Source organism: Novipirellula artificiosorum, from assembly GCF_007860135.1.
GTDB classification, from domain to species: domain Bacteria; phylum Planctomycetota; class Planctomycetia; order Pirellulales; family Pirellulaceae; genus Novipirellula_A; species Novipirellula_A artificiosorum.
In genome coordinates this window covers 202402-220015 of sequence record NZ_SJPV01000005.1, presented here as the reverse complement: position 1 = coordinate 220015, position 17614 = coordinate 202402, and the positions used below count along the sequence as shown (strand labels likewise).

At 55.8% G+C, this 17614-nt stretch carries 13 protein-coding genes; 9 read left to right on the top strand and 4 right to left on the bottom strand.

The features are described from left to right. Nucleotides 1–54: 54 nt before the first annotated feature. Entirely contained in the window at nt 55–1302 is a 1248-nt protein-coding gene (locus Poly41_RS15590; protein WP_146527445.1) for an HD-GYP domain-containing protein, read from the bottom strand. Nucleotides 1303–1615: 313 nt separating this feature from the next. On the opposite strand from Poly41_RS15590, the gene Poly41_RS15585 reads away from it, so the two are divergent. The 5 genes from Poly41_RS15585 to Poly41_RS15565 all read left to right on the top strand — a co-directional run bounded on the left by Poly41_RS15585 (nt 1616) and on the right by Poly41_RS15565 (nt 7557). Then, on the top strand, nt 1616–1795 hold the full coding sequence (locus Poly41_RS15585; protein WP_146527444.1) for a hypothetical protein: 180 nt from the start codon (nt 1616–1618) through the stop codon (nt 1793–1795). A gap of 127 nt (nt 1796–1922) precedes the next feature. Then, the gene (locus Poly41_RS15580; protein WP_146527442.1) at nt 1923–2750 is read left to right on the top strand and encodes a sugar phosphate isomerase/epimerase family protein; all 828 of its coding nucleotides are present in this window, start codon (nt 1923–1925) and stop codon (nt 2748–2750) included. An 85-nt stretch (nt 2751–2835) separates the two neighbouring features. After that, nucleotides 2836–3912: a KpsF/GutQ family sugar-phosphate isomerase gene (locus Poly41_RS15575; protein WP_146527440.1), complete on the top strand. Its 1077-nt coding sequence runs from the start codon at nt 2836–2838 to the stop codon at nt 3910–3912. A gap of 2 nt (nt 3913–3914) precedes the next feature. Then, the gene (locus Poly41_RS15570) at nt 3915–4454 is read left to right on the top strand and encodes a KdsC family phosphatase (RefSeq protein WP_146527438.1); all 540 of its coding nucleotides are present in this window, start codon (nt 3915–3917) and stop codon (nt 4452–4454) included. Beyond that, the gene (locus Poly41_RS15565; RefSeq protein ID WP_146527436.1) at nt 4444–7557 is read left to right on the top strand and encodes a hypothetical protein; all 3114 of its coding nucleotides are present in this window, start codon (nt 4444–4446) and stop codon (nt 7555–7557) included. Before Poly41_RS15570 ends, Poly41_RS15565 begins: the two co-directional genes overlap by 11 nt. Here the strand turns inward: Poly41_RS15565 and Poly41_RS15560 are convergent. From Poly41_RS15560 to Poly41_RS15550, 3 genes are all read right to left on the bottom strand, one after another. Beyond that, the gene (locus Poly41_RS15560; RefSeq protein ID WP_197231374.1) at nt 7554–8813 is read right to left on the bottom strand and encodes a DUF1501 domain-containing protein; all 1260 of its coding nucleotides are present in this window, start codon (nt 8811–8813) and stop codon (nt 7554–7556) included. The two genes, Poly41_RS15565 and Poly41_RS15560, sit on opposite strands and share 4 nt — an antisense overlap. Before the next feature lie 172 nt (nt 8814–8985). Continuing rightward, complete coding sequence (locus Poly41_RS15555) at nt 8986–10359, bottom strand: DUF1800 domain-containing protein (protein WP_197231373.1); 1374 nt, start codon at nt 10357–10359, stop codon at nt 8986–8988. Next, the gene (locus Poly41_RS15550) at nt 10356–12197 is read right to left on the bottom strand and encodes a hypothetical protein (RefSeq protein WP_146527430.1); all 1842 of its coding nucleotides are present in this window, start codon (nt 12195–12197) and stop codon (nt 10356–10358) included. Before Poly41_RS15550 ends, Poly41_RS15555 begins: the two co-directional genes overlap by 4 nt. Before the next feature lie 193 nt (nt 12198–12390). Between Poly41_RS15550 and Poly41_RS15545 the strand changes: the two genes are divergently transcribed. The 4 genes from Poly41_RS15545 (at nt 12391) to Poly41_RS15530 (ending at nt 17609) form a co-directional block, all read left to right on the top strand. Next, nucleotides 12391–13455 carry an ABC transporter ATP-binding protein gene (locus tag Poly41_RS15545; RefSeq protein ID WP_146527428.1) on the top strand — a complete coding sequence of 355 codons (1065 nt, stop codon included), beginning with the start codon at nt 12391–12393 and terminating at the stop codon, nt 13453–13455. After that, nucleotides 13427–14305: an ABC transporter permease gene (locus Poly41_RS15540; RefSeq protein ID WP_197231372.1), complete on the top strand. Its 879-nt coding sequence runs from the start codon at nt 13427–13429 to the stop codon at nt 14303–14305. Before Poly41_RS15545 ends, Poly41_RS15540 begins: the two co-directional genes overlap by 29 nt. A 116-nt stretch (nt 14306–14421) precedes the next feature. Further along, nucleotides 14422–16215: a DUF3352 domain-containing protein gene (locus Poly41_RS15535; RefSeq protein ID WP_197231371.1), complete on the top strand. Its 1794-nt coding sequence runs from the start codon at nt 14422–14424 to the stop codon at nt 16213–16215. Next, nucleotides 16212–17609: a DUF1800 domain-containing protein gene (locus tag Poly41_RS15530; protein WP_146527423.1), complete on the top strand. Its 1398-nt coding sequence runs from the start codon at nt 16212–16214 to the stop codon at nt 17607–17609. Before Poly41_RS15535 ends, Poly41_RS15530 begins: the two co-directional genes overlap by 4 nt. Nucleotides 17610–17614 lie beyond the last annotated feature (5 nt).

The following is a 17614-nucleotide window of genomic DNA, read 5'->3' as shown; positions in this document are numbered from 1 at the left end:
GTCTACCATGCGACGCTTTCGGCTGTGCGAAAACGTTACGAACCGATACATTGCCTATTCCGCCGGCTTGGCTGCAACGGGGGTGCAGAAGTCCATGAATTCCACTTGGACACGGACGATGTCTTTGGACGCGCGAAAAAAGGCATCGAGCACATTGGGATCAAAATGCGAGCCGCGTCCTTCTTCGAGAATGTCGAAGCACTTTTGCCGCGGAAGTGCCTTTTTGTAAGGGCGTTCCGATGCCAAGGCGTCATACACGTCGGCGACCGCCGTGATGCGTCCTTCCAAGGGGATGTCCTCGCCCGCCAACCCAATGGGGTATCCCGATCCATCATACTTTTCGTGATGTGTCTGCGCGATACTGGCCGCCAAACGCATCAGCGAACTGCCATCGCGTAGCATCTCGCATCCAATGTCAGCGTGCTTTCGCAACAAGCTGGCATCATTAATCGTGTGCGGCTTGATGATCTGACGGCCGAGTTTGACGTGGGTTTGAATGACATCGAATTCTTCCGGCTCCAAACGCCCCGGCTTCAAGAGAATTGCGTCCGGAACGGCGATCTTACCAACATCATGCAACTGTGCCGCCAATTCAACATCTTCGACATACCAATCGGGTAGATCCAATTGCGCGGCAATCAATCCCGCAAATCGGCCAACACGAATCACGTGGTTGCCGGTATCGTTGTCGCGAAGCTCAGCGGCTCGAGCCAAACAATAAATGACTTCCCGTCTCGACTTCTCCAGATCCGCAGTTCGCTGACGGATCTTCTCTTCAAGATCCGATGCATAGTTTTGCAACTGATCCTGGTACGATTTGTTCTGTAGTGCGTTGCGGACCCGGGGGGCCAGCTCCATGGGGTCCACCGGTTTCACCAAAAAGTCTGTCGCACCCAATTGCAGACAAGACAATTTGACGTCCGCGTCATTGTTTGCCGTCAAAATCAAGACAGGCAAGTGCCGAAATTCGGCTCGCTGGCGAAGATCACGCAAGATCTCAATGCCGTTGACTTCCGGCATGTTGATGTCCAATAACACCACATCGGGACGAGTCGAACCAATCAAACTTAACGCCATCGACGAGTCGGTTGTGGTTTCGAAGGAGGCATAGCCAGCTCGTTCGAGATGCTTTTTTGCGACTAAAACATTCGCAATCTCGTCATCGACGATCATGATCTTTCCCGGCAGCGGCTGCTGAGAATGGTTCGCCGGTACGGCACCTGTCAGCTTTGGCGACACGACAACCGTATGCCCCCCAGTGGCATTCGTTGCGAGCGATACAGGTGACGCCGGAGAGTTCATGATGGTCTGGTTAGGATTAACGCGATCGGGAAGCTACCTCTCAAACATGGAGCATGAATAGCGGGAGTGAGCTCACGCATGCTAAGGTGTACGAGTTTCTATACCACATCGAGTTGGAAAGTAGCGGTCGCAGGGCCCCTGCAGGTCAGCGCGAGTGACCGCAGAGCCAACTTCGAAATAATGCGATATAAAAAGTAAGGAAATTCACTACATTTTTGTCCCCCCAAACGGGCCAAGAGCATTTTGACGAATAGAACGGGGCCTTGAAGTGGGGGCGGTTCCCTTTTCGCATGACCTTAACGAAGGCGCCCCGATGCGGCAAAGCACTCAGGCCAACGCGGCGGTCCGACCCCATTCCAGCGGCAATACCGAGGCGGCAATGTTCACGAGTGATCACGCAATGCGATTGGCTTCCGGATCGACCAGCGGTGGCAACCTACCAGACATCCTCTCGATCGGTTTGCCTTCCGCCATGCAAGAGATCTCGCGATAGGTTCACGGCGAGAACCGAGCGGTTGCTAGCAGGTCCCATGGCCAAAGCGGACATGGCTATGCTAGAAAACGAAGGTTGCCTTGAACGTGACCTGAACCGTTAAAACGCCCTCTCCCCGGCCCGTCTCATGAAATCCTGTATCACCGTCAGTCTGGTTGAAGAAGCACGCGGCGGCCCTTTTGTGCTTTGGGATGGACTCGAACGATCGATCGCTTTTGCTGCAGAGTTGGGCTTTGATGCGGTCGAAATATTCTCACCCGGTGTCGAATCCTTGGATGCCGACGCGCTCGCGAAACACCTCGATGCTGCGGGCGTTCGGCTCGCTGCACTCGGGACCGGAGCCGGTTGGGTGAAGCGGGGCCTGCAATTGGCGGATGCGGATGCAGCAAAACGAGATCAAGCCAAGCGTTTCGTACGTGAACTGATCGATTTAGCGGGCAGCTTTTCCGCCATGACGATCATCGGTTCGATGCAAGGTCGTAGTGATCAGAACGTGGATCCGAAGACGGCACGCGAATACTTGGCCGAAGCACTGGAAGATGGCGGCGCTCATGCTTCGAAGTACAACGTCCCTTTACTGTATGAGCCACTCAACCGTTACGAAACGAATCAGTGCAACACGGTTGCTCAAGGCGTCGAACTGCTTGAATCGTTGTCCACCGGCAACGTGAAGCTGCTTTGCGATTTGTTTCATATGAACATCGAAGAGGTTGACATTGCGGATGCACTTCGATTTGCCGGCAAGCGTGTCGGACACATCCACTTTGTTGATAGCAATCGCTGGCCCGTCGGTTGCGGCCACATGGTGATGGGCCCGATCCTTGCAGCACTCCGCGAGCTAGACTACTCCGGCTACTTGTGCGCCGAAGCGTTTCCTTTGCCCAATCCTGCCGAAGCCGCACGGCAAACCATGCGTGCGTTCCGCTATTGGACGGGTGGTTCAAACGTCTTGTGATCAGCTGCCAATTCTGAGTAAGATCGAAACACCCTGCCGCGTTTGATCATTCAAATGACATCGAAGCACCAAGGAAGGTCTCGCAGTGTCCGCAGCCGAAAAGATACCGTTCTCACCGCAATCGCCCGCGAATTCCGCGGCGAATCTGCCGCCCGCTACCCTGCTTGAACGACTGCGAATCCTTCGAGAAATCATTGCGATTGAAGGAAATGCCATTTTATCGGCTGCGTCTCAGGTCACCAGCGACGCGGTCCAGGCCGCCGAAATGACAGCAAATTGTGACGGCTGTGTCGTTGTCACCGGTGTCGGAAAGGCGGGAATTGTCGGAAAAAAGCTGGTTGCCACACTCGCCAGCACGGGGACGCCAGCACACTTTCTGCATCCGGCTGAGGCCATTCATGGCGATCTGGGACGGGTTCGCCAAAATGACTTGGTGTGGGCCATTTCCAACTCGGGCCGAAGCGAAGAGGTCGTGCGGATTGCCCCCCACCTGCGTCAGAACTCCGCGGGCTTGATTGCAATCACCGCGACGGACGACAACCCGCTGGCCCACGCCGCCGATTGCGTTGTTGCGATTGGCAAACATAACGAAGCATGCCCCAACGGCTTGGCACCGACTTCGAGCACGGCGGTGATGATGGCCGTGGGGGATGGAATCGCCATGTTAGCCAGCCGGTTGCGGTCATTTACACCGGAAGATTTTGCTCGCTTTCACCCCGGCGGTGCGCTGGGTCAACAATTAGCGAGTGTGGATCAAATGATGCGAGGGCTGACGGCTTGCCGAATCGCTCCGAGCAACATCACCGTCCGTGAAGCGATGGTGCGAACAAGCAAGAACGGTCGCCGCACCGGAGCGGTGATGTTGGTCAACGATTCTGCGGAACTTGTTGGAATCTTCACCGACAGTGATCTTGCGCGGTTACTGGAAACACGCAACGACGTTGCACTCGACCAGCCGATCGCGGATCGGATGACTCGAGACCCCAAAACCGCGCGGACGGGAACGCTGCTGCAAGAGGCGATTGCTGTCATGTCGCGGCGGCACATCAGCGAGTTGCCGGTCGTCGATGCCTTGAACCGTCCACTTGGCATGATCGACATCACCGATGTTGCGGCACTCCTTGGTGAACAAGACGAACCCTCCATTCTACCGATTCATTGACGATGCCTGAACGACTTACCAGCGATGCAGAAGCAGCCGCTCCGATTACGTGCATCCTCTCGGATGTGGACGGCGTTTTGACCGATGGCCGAATCATCTACAGCGATACGGGGATGGAAATCAAGCAGTTCCATGCTCGAGATGGGCTTGGCATCAAACTATGGATGACAAGTGGTTTTACGTTTGGCATCTTGACGGCGAGAACGGGCAATGCCGTGGTCCAACGCGCGGCGGACCTTGGCATCACTCATGTGATGCAAGGCTTTGAAGACAAATGGCCTGCGGCTCAGGAAATGCTTGGCGCCATAGGCTGCTCCGCTGATCAGGTTTGCTACGTCGGCGATGATTTGCCCGATATTCCGGTGATGCGACAAGTTGGCTTGGCCGTTGCGCCCGCCGATGCTGCCTCGGACGCACGCGATGCTGCCCATTGGGTCCTGCGTTCGGGTGGCGGTCGGGGTGCGGTCCGCGAGGCAATTGAACGGCTGTTGCGCGCGAAAAATCGATGGCACGAACACTTGAAAACGGAACATGGTTCGTAAGCTTACTCACTACCTAACCGCGTTGGCTGCCTTGGCCGTGATAGCGATCGTCTATCAGGTGTTGGTGGTGTCTTGGTTGCGTCCGCCCAAGATCGAAGCGATGGCGATGGCGCCGAGAACCGAGCTGCACGCTGACGATACGCTCGGTGACCTGTTCCCGGTGGGCGCATGGCAGCGAGGCAAGTGTAAGCGACTACAAACCGCCAGCGGCATGTTGCTATTCGAGAACTTGCTGCAAGTTTCGCCCGATCAGTGGAAGCTATCGCCGATGACCATTGTGATCGGCCGCGGTATCAACGGCGACTCGAGCGGATCGCCTGTGGTGATCGAATCACGTGAAGGCGCAGAGATCCGCTTCACCGGTTCACTCGATCCGATGAGCGGCAGTGCCCCACCGATCAAGCGCGGTTTAATCAAGGGCGTGGTCCAAATCAGCCGTCTCGATCCGGAGAACCCAGCTGATTCGTTGTACATCCGAACGGCAAATGTTGAGATCGACAATCAGACGATTCGAACATTTGAAGCCATTCAAATGAACCTTGGCCGGGCCAAACTGATCGGCCGTGATTTGACCATTCACCTTGCCACGGCGGCTTCGTCGCCGATGATGCAAACCGAGAGCGCGGCGCTACTTGATCGTATGGAGTTGATCTACCTCGAGGAACTGACTCTCCCGCTTGAAGGCGGCGGGCTTTGGCCAGCGACGACATCCTCCGCCGAGGCCAGTCCGAATGAACTCAATCCGCAGGCTGGCTTTTATGCCAGCAAGGTCGCGATGCAACCAGCGGCGGTTGTGAACGTGGAGTGTAGTGGCCGAGTCGAGTATGATTTTGCAATCAACCAATTGATGTTACGAAATCATGTTGCGATGATTCACCAAATCCGCGGTGCGGCGACCGATCGGTTTGATTGTGATACCGTTGAATTGACGTTTCGTGATCCAAATAATAAAGAGATCCCTCGAAATGGGCCGCTTGATTGGATCACTCGAGTGAAAGCGACCGGAGCACCGTTGGTGGCCGATCTACCGAATTTAGACTTACGATTGGCAGCGGGACAGATTGATCTTCAAGCCAATCGAGGGCTGTTGCGTGCCGATGGTAACCAAGGCATTGATGTCCGCCGTGGTGGCATCCACGCGCGACTCGAGTCGATCGTGTACCAATACGATCCGAGCTCGCCAGAAACACTTGGCGCCATCGACGCGCGTGGGTTGGGCATCGTCCAAATAGAGGATCCCGAGCTTCCGCTTCGGCGAATTCAATGGAAGGACAGCTTTGCGCTGCGACCTTTGTCCGCAACCACCGCAAAGTCGTTGGACGCACGGTTTCAAATGTGGATCGACGGGGATGTCAAGACGACGCTATCCGACGGAGGTCAATTCAATGCAAATGCCATTCAAGGTGTTCTAAAACCCGATCCATCCTCCGCCCCATTGGCGTCCGATCCCAACTCGCGGCGAACACTGGTCCCCGAGTCGCTGTCCGCCTCAGGATTGGTCCATCTCGATACCGCAGCCCTCGCCGCCGACACGGATGAATTGCGTTTGTTTTTTGTCGATCCGGATCCCAGCGATCTCGCCATGGTGGATCAATCCAATCCGAACCAACCAGCGACGATCCGGCAACTGGTCGCACAACCCAGTACGAATTCGCCAACCTTGGTGCCCGGGGCGCGACAGCAACCGAAGGTCCGTGGCAACGTGATTTCGGCAAAGTTGTTGCTTAGTGACGAAGGTATCCAGGCAAAGGACTTGAGCGTTCGTGGTAGCGTCGAGCTGATCCATACGGTCCAACTCGGTGGGCAGCCGATGATGGCGAAATTGACGGGCGAAGAATTGCGATTGATTGACGGAGGCGGCGAGGATGTGTTGCACCTCGGTAGCGGAGTGGATTCCCCAGCGCGAATTGAACTCGGCGACGGCTATTTTGTCGGCCCAGTGATCCAGATACGACCGAGTGACAATGTCGTTTGGATCAACGAAGCAGGTGAACTCCGAATTCCCTCGCAAGCGCTGCCCAATGGACTTGCGACGGATGGGTTCAGCGGCACAGCATCCGCCATGCAATTCACCTCACCGCCCCTTTGCCGTTGGCAAGGGGAGATGATTTTTGATGGTAAAAAAGCGGTATTGACCGACGGAGTCGAAATCGAGGCTTCGCTCATCCATGGTCGCGATCCGTGGCGAATTGCTGTCGACGGGGATCGCATGGAGATTCTGCTCGATGACGGTGTAGAGGTCCGGGACTTGAAAACAATGCGAAATGCGACCATTCAGCGCATTGAGCTAACCCAGAGCGATTCGCGTCCGCTGCTCGTCGAGGCCATCCAACATGCTGCCGACGGTTTGACCGAAGCGAGGCACCTGCTACACGCCGAGACGTTGAAATTGTTCCCCATGACCGGCGAGAAGCTTCAAGCGGCAAAGAATGCCAATGGGGCCAGTGGAAGCAACCGCTCGGCTGGGGCCAAGTTGATTGGCACGGGACCGGGATGGTATCGGTGTTGGACACGCGGCAGCCTTGCAGAATCGATGCCTGGCAAGACGGCCACAGCGGATCCGAATGACCCCACACTGTCCAGCATCCACTTGGTCTTTCATGACGCCATGCAAGCCGATTTGGCCAACCAAACACTTGACTTTTTTCGAGGCGTTCGGGTGGGCGTCCGCGACGTCACTTCTTGGGACGAGACCTTTGATGCACAAACCATGGACGCGCTATCCACGGGCCAGTCGACGCTGGATTGTGACCAGTTAAAGTTCGCGATCTCACCCGAAAACCAAAATCAGCCCCGCATTCCCGGTTTGCCCGCGCGTTGGGAAGCTCAAGCTACCGGTGGCGTTGTGTTTCGAAATCGAAGTGATCGTGGCTTGTTCGAATGCACCGCCACCCGAGCAGCCTATGCTTCCGGCAAGGAACTGTTCACGATGCATGGGGCCCCAAATCGGCCAGCGCTCTACCGTCATCAACCCGCCAATGGGCAACCGGGAATGGAAGGTGCCGTTCGCACCATGACGCTGAACACGAAGACCATGGAACTCGAGAACCTGCAGCTCGAAGGGGTTCGGATGGCAGCGCCACCAGGCATGAATCCGCGTTAGCCCAATGTAGGGTCGGCCATCGATGCGAACAGCGGAAGCGGCGCATACTGGCCACCGAGAATGGCGGCCGGGTCCACCCCAAGCCACGACCTCAACACGGCCGCATAGACTTGTCGAAAATCGGTTTGGTGCTTGAGGTCACCGTCTTGCAAATCGGTCAAACTCGCGTAACCGCCGATGATCCCAGGGACCAGCCCTCCGCCACACAAGAACATCGGCCCTGCGGCACCGTGGTCCGTTCCCTGGCTCGCGTTCTCCGCCACCCGTCGACCGAACTCACTAAACGTCATCACGCAAACTCGATCCCCATGGTGATGTCCCTCCAAATCACGGATGAATGTTGAAACCGCATCGCTCCATTCTCGCAACAGAATCGCATGCGTGTTGGGCTGGTTCGCGTGCGTGTCAAATCCGTCAAGCTGAACGTAGTAGACCCGGGTCGACAGCCCTGCATCGATCAATTGCGCAATCACACGCAGTTTTTTCCCGAGCGACGTTTCGGGATAGCGCAGCTCGGATCGGTAATCTTGCGACGCTTCGGTCACACGCTGACTCGCCTCAAGAGCCGAAGCCGTACTGGATTGCAAAAATTTCAATAAGTCATCGGATTGGGCAGGAGCTTGTTCCACACTCTTGGTAAGAAAACGACTTAGCGCCTTTCCTTTTTGACCGCGAAGCTGAAACTCCGCCAGTTCACGAATCGTCGGCACACGAACACGGTTTGACGCCAGCGCAAAGGGCTGTTTTTCTTGACCCAAATGCAAAGCCAGCACGTCACCGCCAACGGGGCGGTCTTGGGTAGCGAGAAATCGCCCGAGCCAACCGTCATCGCGGAGTTCATTCTTGCGTCGGCACGTGTGCCAAATGTCCATCGATTCAAAATGGGATCGATTCGGTTGGTCGTAGCCGACGCCACAGACCACCGTCATCTTTCCGTCTTCGAAAAGCTGTCGCATGGAAGACATCGACGGATGAAAGCCAAGCTCGTCACTACACTTCAACACATCGGCATCGGGGATGGCCAATTTCGGCCGAGCGGACCGGTAGTCGTCGTTCGCATAAGGAATCACCGTGTTGAGCCCATCGTTTCCACCGGTCATTTGAACGACGACCAAAATCCGTTCGGATGCGTGCAGAGCCCTTTCCGAAGCCTGCAAGAAACAGTCGGGGATCGCCGCGCCGATTCCAACAGCCGTAGCGCCGCCGATCGAAGAACGCAAGAATCGACGCCGCGATGTCGAGTCGGAAAAGAACATACCCATCTCCAATTTCATCATGCATTGCGACCGCAGGCGAAGCGAGCTACCTGTTAAGCAGCCTGCTCCGATCCCGTTGGTCGCTGGAATTATGTCGTGGTCATTTCATTGTGTTGATAACGCATGCGTTGCAACCGAAAGTGAGCACCCAACCATCATGGACGACAAAGTCCTAACCGATTTGGCACTGCGGAAGCGAAGTCACGGTGAGCAACAATGAACGCATCCCTTGCTCATCCTGGGTGGATTGAAGTTCAACGGATGATCGCAATTCAGACTTAGTCTGCTCGCTCAGCGGAGTCACCAACAGGCATTGCTCCAAATGCTCGATGGCTTCGCTCGTCGTCCTCACACCAAGGGAACGAAAGTACTCGCTGACTGGTTTGCCGTCGAACCGCGTCACGCTGTCGCCCAACAAATCGGCCATCAGGTTCGCGCGCCCAATCAAGGTTGACGAGTTGATCCATGTCCGTCCCCCGTCCCATCCTTTGACGTTGGGCGGGTAAAACAAGCCTTGACCGATCGTCCGCAATCCATCCGCGACGCGGTTGGTATTCGTGGTCGCGTTCAGACAACGCAGGGTTCCAACCACAAACTCAACGGGTGATTTGATCTTACGTCCTATGGCATGCTCGGAGAAGAACAGATTGCTCTTCAGCAGCATGGTCAGCGGAGCAGCCACCTGCAGGCCACTGGCGCGAAAGCAATCGGCCAACGGTTGCAACAACTCGGCGCTCGGCTGGGGTTCATCTGAGACAAAAAATCGATACCATTTCCTCGCCAAAAACCGCTCAAGTGACGGTTGTTCGGTCACGATGGCAATGGCTTCCTCGCCGTCGAAAGGTCCCGTCCTGGAAAACAGTGATTTCGGACCAGTGTCTTGCTGATATCGATTCTTTCGAAATCGGTTGTTCTTGATTTCCCACCCGGTAAAGCACCTCGCCAATTCCCGCACATCGCCTTCGCGAAAATTTCCCTCGCCCAAACAGAAAAGCTCCATCAACTCACGTGCAAAATTCTCGTTTGGATGTGCCTTTCGGTTCGCGGTCGAGTCGAGATAGATCAGCATCGCGGGATCTTGAGCAATCGCTTCAACCATTTCGTCGAAGCGGCCGAGTGCATAAGAGCGGAGCAATTGGTTCTGCTGCCACATCAAGGTCGCGTCCGTTACTTTGTCAGCGCTGGTGGCAAAATGGCCATGCCAAAAAAGCGTTGTCTTTTCGAGTAACTGACTCGGCGTGAACAGCAACCGGTAGACCCAAGCGGAAGACAAACGTTTTGGATCGCCACTCGCGAGAATCGTTTGCGCAAGTGAATCCGCGGTCACCTGAAACGGTATGGGTTCACGATTGGCCTGCAAAAGTTCATCCACCACTTCCGCAGGTGTGCGCAGCAGTGCCTCGTCGAGCGTCGCGAGGTCCGCCCCGAAACCCGCCCGACGGTACAGGTGTGCGGCGAGTCGGCGGTCCCAAGGTCGTTGGGCCGTCGGTTCGAACGGCTGCCATGCCCAATCGGGATCGACTCGGTTCGCTTGGACCTCGGTCACTCGTTCGCTCCCGATTGAGGTCGATCCGAGTCAACGGTGATTGCAGCATTCAATTGCATCTGCGTCTCTGCCACGTTGAGCTCCAAACTTAGTTGTTTCATCAAGCCAACCATCTCCAGCAACAAGCCGATCTCCTGCTGGGCTGCATTTTCCGAATTCCCCTTCTCGAGCATGTTTCCCGCAACAAGCTGTGGCCGGTTCGCTTCGAGGACTTGGTGAAGCGAGTTTACGTCGACCAGCAACTCAGTGTTCGCATCGCGATCGTTCGCTACTTCGCTTGTGCCCGCGGATTGAACCATCTGACGAGCCAAAGCCGTGGAGCTAGAGAAAATGACTCGTTCGGATGCAAACGCGATCGTGGGCGAGAAATTGAATTGAATGGGTGCCGTCACGCTGTCTCGCTCGTCGCGTTCGGGTACATAGGTTGCTGTCACCATCTGTGCCGAGCCGCTCGTTTCCAAACCAAGGTCCAACGGAGGCTGACCGTTCATCGCGCCGGTGACATTCGCGAAACCAACGAAGCTCTGAAAGATGCGTCGGATTTCTGGTTGAGTCTCGGCAGGGGTTTTCATCCGAAATTGAATCGCGAATGCGGGCAATTGGATCGCAGGGCGAGGTCGGTGATCGCTGAAATCCTGTGAGACGCCGATGATTTGAATCTCACTTTCGAGCGCACCAAGAATGTCTTCGCCGAAGTCACGCCCCGAGAAAAGCGTTGTCAGTTGCGTGTCCGCTTTGGCGAGTTGATCCACCACTCGATCGCTCAACAAGTCCCCCGCTCGTAGCCACATTTGCGACAGGTCACGATGTGAAGAGACTGCAAACAAGCGATTCTCGAGATTCAATAGCGGTGGCGCCGATGCGCTCGACGCTTCACCAAAGTAATATTCGCGTGGCGGTTCCCAATCACGGTCATGGGGTGTCGCAAGTTGTAGTCGAAGCCCCGGTTGTTCCAGATGGACGGTCCCGGTAACAAAGGGCGTATGACGAAGGTTTGCAATCATCCCGCCAAGGACCAACTCGCCCCCAAAGTTGTCCACCTTTTCGTTGAAAAAACCCTCGGCAACGCCTGCGTTACGCAAAGCTTCCACATCAAAACATCCCCATACCGCAGCCGTGTCGCGCTGTTGCGAATCCATACTTTCAACCGACTGCCTAAACGATTCTTTGGACTGCAACGACTCGCCACCGCCGTCAAGGTATTGATCGATAATCGATTGTCCAAGCTCCGAGCTGTTGGTGATCAAGCACCAATTGTCAACCAATGCCATCTTCAGTTTTTTGTTGAACTGGTACGCGGTGAACCCGCGGTACTCTCCCTGCTGAGGAGTCGTGCCGCCCTGTTTCATACTGGAGATGGCCAGCAAGAATCCGCGAAGTCGTTCTAAGCTGTCACGGCTAGACGACTTCACCAACAACGCAACGCCGCCACCCTTCGAATCCAATGCGACACTGATGCCGCCATCAGAAAGCGTCGCGAGTGCTTGTTGCCATGGTTGGCCCATGCTGCCTTCGAATGCATCAATTGCCACACGAAGCTGGCGTCTCGGTTCCGATTCAAGAAAGGCCTCATAGGCAGGCAAGCTCTTAATGCGATGGTGCAACGGGTGATCGATGACAGTCGACATCACTTGGCCAAGGTTCGACACTTGCGCGAATCCAACGATCGAAGACGGCAACAGCTCAGTGGCACTGCGATCGCTGTTCGCAGGCGTTGCCACGGTCTCGGTCTCTGCGTGCAATGATCCAGCCGAGGAGATGATCGCAGCGAAACAACAAATGCCGACTGCGAATCTGCGGTGATATGTCGCAACGAAGGAGAGCAAAAATGGGTTCATTGGGGTAAACTTCCAGGCATGGATCGTTGTGGTTTTCTGTGATTCTACAGTATTGGGTTCGGCCAAGACGGTCTATTCTTTGTATCCGTTCGTATCAAACCACGTTCGGCAAATAGCATAACTTTCTCGTTTCGTGTCCAATAGTTTTTGATGTTCTGCGAATCACCTTTCGCAGACACCTCCCCCCGCTTCCTTGCAATCCCCCCCTCCAACCGTCAAGACGATCACGGTATCGCTTATGGACTTGGCAATCCACACGGAACATCTGACCAAGATTTATGCTCAGCGTGTCATCGCAGTGAACGACATGACCTTGAAGGTACCCGTCGGTTCTGTGTACGGCTTGCTGGGTCCCAATGGAGCTGGCAAGACCACCACGCTAAAGTTGTTGCTCGGGTTGCAGCAGGCCTCGGCCGGCGAGGCCAAGGTATTCGGTCGGCGCTGTGGTCCCCGCGCGACCGATGTGCGCGCCATGATAGGCTATTTGCCAACGCACCCCGTATTGCCTGGCCACCTTTGTGTTGTCGAGTACCTCGATTTACTCGGCAAACTGTGTCGGCTGCCGAGCCAGCTTCGCAAGCCGCGATTAACGTCACTCCTTCGCGCCGTGGGGTTGTTAGGGGCGACACACCAACGGATCGCAACCTTTTCGACGGGGATGAGAACTCGGCTCGGCATTGCTGCTTCGCTGTTAGCGGATCCGCCGCTATTGATTTGGGACGAACCCACCGCAGGTCTTGATCCATCAGCCCGACGTTTTACCCTGGACCTGATCCGTGAACTTGCGAAATCGCGAACGGTGGTGGTCGCAACGCACATCCTCAGTGACATTGATCAGATTTGCGATCACGTTGGAGTGATGCAAGAAGGCCGAATGATCTTTAGCGGTTCGATGCGTGAGATGAAACAGCGACTGCAACGCGATGACTTTTGCTTGGAGCTTGATGGTGAGGTCGACGCGATCTTACAGCTACAGCAGCAGGTTGCGGAGGTGCCGGGTGTTGCAGCGTGCAGTCACGAGATGCATTCGATCGTCGTCGAGATCTCCGATCGGCACAGCCGCGCCGGAGTGGTCGCGGAGGTGCTCAAACGGGTCGAATCGAGCGATTTGTCTCTGTTAGCCCTCCGCTCTACGCAAAGTGACACCGAGTACGCGTACTTACAACTCCTACAAGAGGACAGCGAACATGGATTTCGGCGGTTCGATCTCAAAGCTACGAGCGACGAGCATGCCGCTATTGGCGATTCTGTCCTATGAGCTTCGCGGCCTCGGCAAGAGCTGGCTTGTACGTGGATGGCTCGTCGCCACCGCGTTGGTCACGTTCTTTATCGTCACCGCAAATTGGGGGCAAACTCCGACGGCATTGCTGGTCGCACAGCTTTTGTTTCCCTATCTGGTCTTTCCCTGGTTCTTTGTTGTGCTACTGCTAGGGCTGAACCCTGTTACCGGCTCGCGACTCGAAGCATTGTCCGATGGCATCTTGTGTCGGCCGGTAAACCGATGGGAGTACCTGTTGGCATCCTGGGCCGCCCGCGTGATCGCGGTGCTGCTCGCATTCGCCGTGGTAATCCTGCCCGTTGTTTGGATCGTGATGGCGGCAGAGCGGGCATCCGTACCGGATGATGGCGTGGCAGGGTATGGCGTCGCTGCTTCGTTGATGGTCGTCGGTTTGGTTTTAACATTCCTTGTCTCGCTTGGTTTTTTTGCTGGCACCCTATTGAAGAGTCCACTGTTTGCTGCAGCGGTACTAATCTTATTTTGGATCCCGGTTAACTTGGTATTGCATACGTTTTCACTCGAAGAGTTTTCCCCGATCAGCTTGAATCAATCGTTGCCGACATTGCTACGAACGCCGTGGAAGACCGCCGAAGCCGATTCGTCGGCCCAGGCAGATACAGAGGACATGCAAGCGGCAGCGGACCAAGCGGCTGATTTCCTGAACCTGTTGACCGGTCGGTCCGCCGCGGTACGGCAACAGCCGCCAGAGTTTTTTGAGCGCGGTGACTATCAAGATTTCTCGTTGCTTCGAGTCGTCATGGGCTATGGCCTGCCAACGTTGGCCTGTGTCGGTCTTGCGACGCTGTTATTTGGTCGGCGTGATTTGTGAGTTGTCATTTCAAAATTTTGTCGATGCTGGAGTTCGGTCGCAGGACTGTATCGGAACCGTTCGCTCACGAGCGAACGGTTGAACTCCAACCCATCCCCCACCATGGAGTTGATTCGATGTTTCGTGTTGCCTTGTTGATTGCGTCTGCCACTTTCTTGCTAACGTCACGACCCACCGCGGCCGAAACGCCCGCGGTGACCCAGTGGGTTTCGCCGGATGCTTGGATCGTTGCGGAAATCAGTCGTCCAGACGTGCTTGTCGATCGAGCTTTCCGCGATGACGTGGTGCAAGCGGTCACGTCGCTGTCGGCCTACCAAGACGCGATGGCCGATCCCGACGCTCAGCAAGCTATATTCCTGCTGAACTACTTCAAAGGCAGGTTCGAATGCGATTTTGCAACGCTTTTAAAGAAAGCAGCTGGTGGCAACATCACTTTGGCACTCGGCCCGAATGACTCGAACTTGTTGGTCGTGGAAGGTGAAGATGCGAAATTGATCAACGAAATCCACGAGTTTTTCCTGAGCCATGCCCGCGACGATGCGAAAGCCCTTGGCCAGGGCGACCCCGTGAAATCTGCCATCTACCAGGGTGTGACCGGATGGTCGCTTGCTCCCAACGAGATGCATGCCATCATCGACAACCGTTTGCTGGTATCCAACAAACCCGAAGTGTTGAAAGCGGCGATTGATCGCCGCGCAAACTCGAGCCTGCCCTGTTTCGCGGATTCCGAGTCGTACAAGAAGGCGAAAGCAGCTGCCAGTGTGGACGCGGTCGCAACCGTCTACGCGAACATGGAGGTACTGAAGCAGGTGCCTGACTTGAAGCGTGCGTTGTCAGAAAACGAAAATCCGCTCGCGACGCTGCTGTTGGCTCCCCTACAACGATCGCTTCGCGAAGCGTCGTGGCTGATCATCACAGCCGAGGTCAACGGGGATGCGATTCAGCTTGAAATGACGACCGATGGAAGCGTCGGTTACCCAGCCGCAGTGGATGGATTCGCGCTACCACAACAAGCGGACGACGGTGCGATGCCGAACTTTGTCGTGCCCGGTCAGATCGCGGGGATCAGCCTGTATCGCGACCTGTACCGCTATTACGCTGCAAAGGACGAATTGTTTCCAGAGCGAACGTCGGGAATCATCTTCTTTGAGAACATGATGGGGATTTTCTTCACCGGTCGCGACCTGACCGAGGAGGTTTTAGCAGAGACGCAGCCGCAGCTCTGTGTGGTCGTCGCTGAGCAGCGCTACGCCGAGAACGTCGGCACGCCGCTGTTGCAGTTGCCTGGGTTCGCCGTCGTTTTGAAGATGCGAGACCGAGATCGGTTCGCTCCGATCATCGAAGAAGCTTGGCAGAAGGCGATTGGACTTGTCAATTTCACCCGCGGCCAACAGGCAGAACCCGGTCTGATCATTGACAAGCCCCAACATGCCGACGTGATTTACACCACGGCTGCATTCTCCGTATTCGGCGACCACGATCGTTCCAACGTCGATTCACGATTCAACTTCCAGCCAACGTTGGCGATGCCGGGCGATTACCTGATCCTTAGCTCCTCCGATAGTCTGACTCAAGATCTGATCGATCAGATTGCAGAGCGAAGCGACATGAAGCCGGTTCCGAGTTCGCACAGTCTCGTGGTCCTCAGCGGTCCGCAGTTGGCGGCAATTCTGAATGCCAACTTCGATGCGATGGTGAGAAACAACATGGTCGAAGATGGGAACACCCGCGAGCAGGCGGAGCAACAGCAAAAGGTGCTGATTGCCATCCTGCAGCACCTGCGCAACGTGTCCATCGACGCGAGTACGAAGGAAGGCAAATCGCACGCTGTCTTGAAAATCGAATTCGCGCTTGACTCGGAGCCGATGACCCCCCACACGAGCGAACGATCGCAGCAGGGAGACCAATGATGAGTACAGATCTGCAAATCAAGTCACCGGCTGAGAAGGATGCTGTCGTCAGCTCTGATTGGGCATGGGCTGAGTACACGCCCAGTGACGAGCACCCTTGGACGTTGGAGTTGGCTGGCCATTTGTACCGCCGGGCGGGTTTCGGCGCAAACTACGGCGAGCTGCAGCGGGCCTTACAGCAAGGACCGAGACGAGCGGTCGATCGACTGTTACTCGTCAACGAACCACTGTCTGCATCCTATCGTGCCATCGAACAAGACGAGCAAGCCGCGGCAAAATCCGGCAATCGGGAATCGTTGCAAGCTTGGTGGTTACGTCGGATGGTGGAATCACCTTTTCCGTTACTGGAAAAGATGACACTCTTTTGGCACAGCCATTTCGGCATCCGATTCGACCAGGTTCGTGATGCGTCGCTGATGCTTGATCACATGGGTCGACTTCGCGATTTGGCATTGGGGAAGTACCCCGAACTGCTGAGCGCAATCGCGTCGGACCCGGCTGTTTTCTTGGGCGTTGGAGCAGAAACGAGCCGAAAGAGCCAGCCAAACGAACAGTTTGCAAGGCAGTTGATGCAACGACTCAGTGTGGGCGCAGGCAATTTTGGCGAAGAGGACGTTCGAGAAGCGTCACGAGCCTTTACAGGATGGTTTGTCCTGCGTGGAAAGCTGCGATATTTCGACCGAGAGCATGATGAGGGTGCCAAGAACATTCTTGGCCGAACAGGAAATTGGAAAGTGCAAGATGTCGTGCGAATCGTGCTCGAGCATCCCTTATCTGCGGAAACACTGGCAGCCAAACTCTATCGTTGGTTCGTTTCGGAAGTCGACCAGCCTACTTCGGAATTGCTAGCGCCGTTGACGGGGATGCTCTCGAAGGACTACGACATTAGACAGGTGGTTGAGGTCATCCTACGAAGCAATCTGTTCTATTCAAAGGTTGCCTATCGTCGCCGGATCAAGAGTCCTGTTGAGTACGGTGTCGGGATCGTGCGGGCGCTGGAAGGGAGTGTTTCGACGGTCCGCTTGGCAGAGGACCTCAACGGACTCGGCCAAAGCTTGTACAATCCTCCGACCATCGAAGGATGGCACGGCGGACACCATTGGATCAATGCCGCCACGATGGCGGGCCGAATGAATCTCGCCGGTGAACTGCTTGCACCCGAGGGTCGCTATGGCGGCAAGCTCGACCCCGCAAGCTTGGTGCAGCGATATGGCAGCGAGGATGCTCCGTCGGCAGCCAAGTTGCTGGGCCAATTGCTGCTTCAAGATGACGTTGCCAAGCAAACTCGCGAAAGGATCGATTCGTCTGCTTCCGACCCCATCGGTGGCGGCTTGGCAAACCTGCGACCTTTCGCAACCCGCCTCGTTAACTTGCCCGAATTTCAGCTGTCCTAATACGT

Coding starts and splice junctions, on each gene's coding strand:
- Poly41_RS15590 (WP_146527445.1), bottom strand. CDS start 1,302: ATGAACTCTCCGGCGTCACCTGTATCGCTCGCAACGAATGCCACTGGG.
- Poly41_RS15585 (WP_146527444.1), top strand. CDS start 1,616: ATGCGGCAAAGCACTCAGGCCAACGCGGCGGTCCGACCCCATTCCAGC.
- Poly41_RS15580 (WP_146527442.1), top strand. CDS start 1,923: ATGAAATCCTGTATCACCGTCAGTCTGGTTGAAGAAGCACGCGGCGGC.
- Poly41_RS15570 (WP_146527438.1), top strand. CDS start 3,915: ATGCCTGAACGACTTACCAGCGATGCAGAAGCAGCCGCTCCGATTACG.
- Poly41_RS15565 (WP_146527436.1), top strand. CDS start 4,444: ATGGTTCGTAAGCTTACTCACTACCTAACCGCGTTGGCTGCCTTGGCC.
- Poly41_RS15560 (WP_197231374.1), bottom strand. CDS start 8,813: ATGTTCTTTTCCGACTCGACATCGCGGCGTCGATTCTTGCGTTCTTCG.
- Poly41_RS15550 (WP_146527430.1), bottom strand. CDS start 12,197: ATGAACCCATTTTTGCTCTCCTTCGTTGCGACATATCACCGCAGATTC.
- Poly41_RS15540 (WP_197231372.1), top strand. CDS start 13,427: ATGCCGCTATTGGCGATTCTGTCCTATGAGCTTCGCGGCCTCGGCAAG.
- Poly41_RS15535 (WP_197231371.1), top strand. CDS start 14,422: ATGTTTCGTGTTGCCTTGTTGATTGCGTCTGCCACTTTCTTGCTAACG.
- Poly41_RS15530 (WP_146527423.1), top strand. CDS start 16,212: ATGATGAGTACAGATCTGCAAATCAAGTCACCGGCTGAGAAGGATGCT.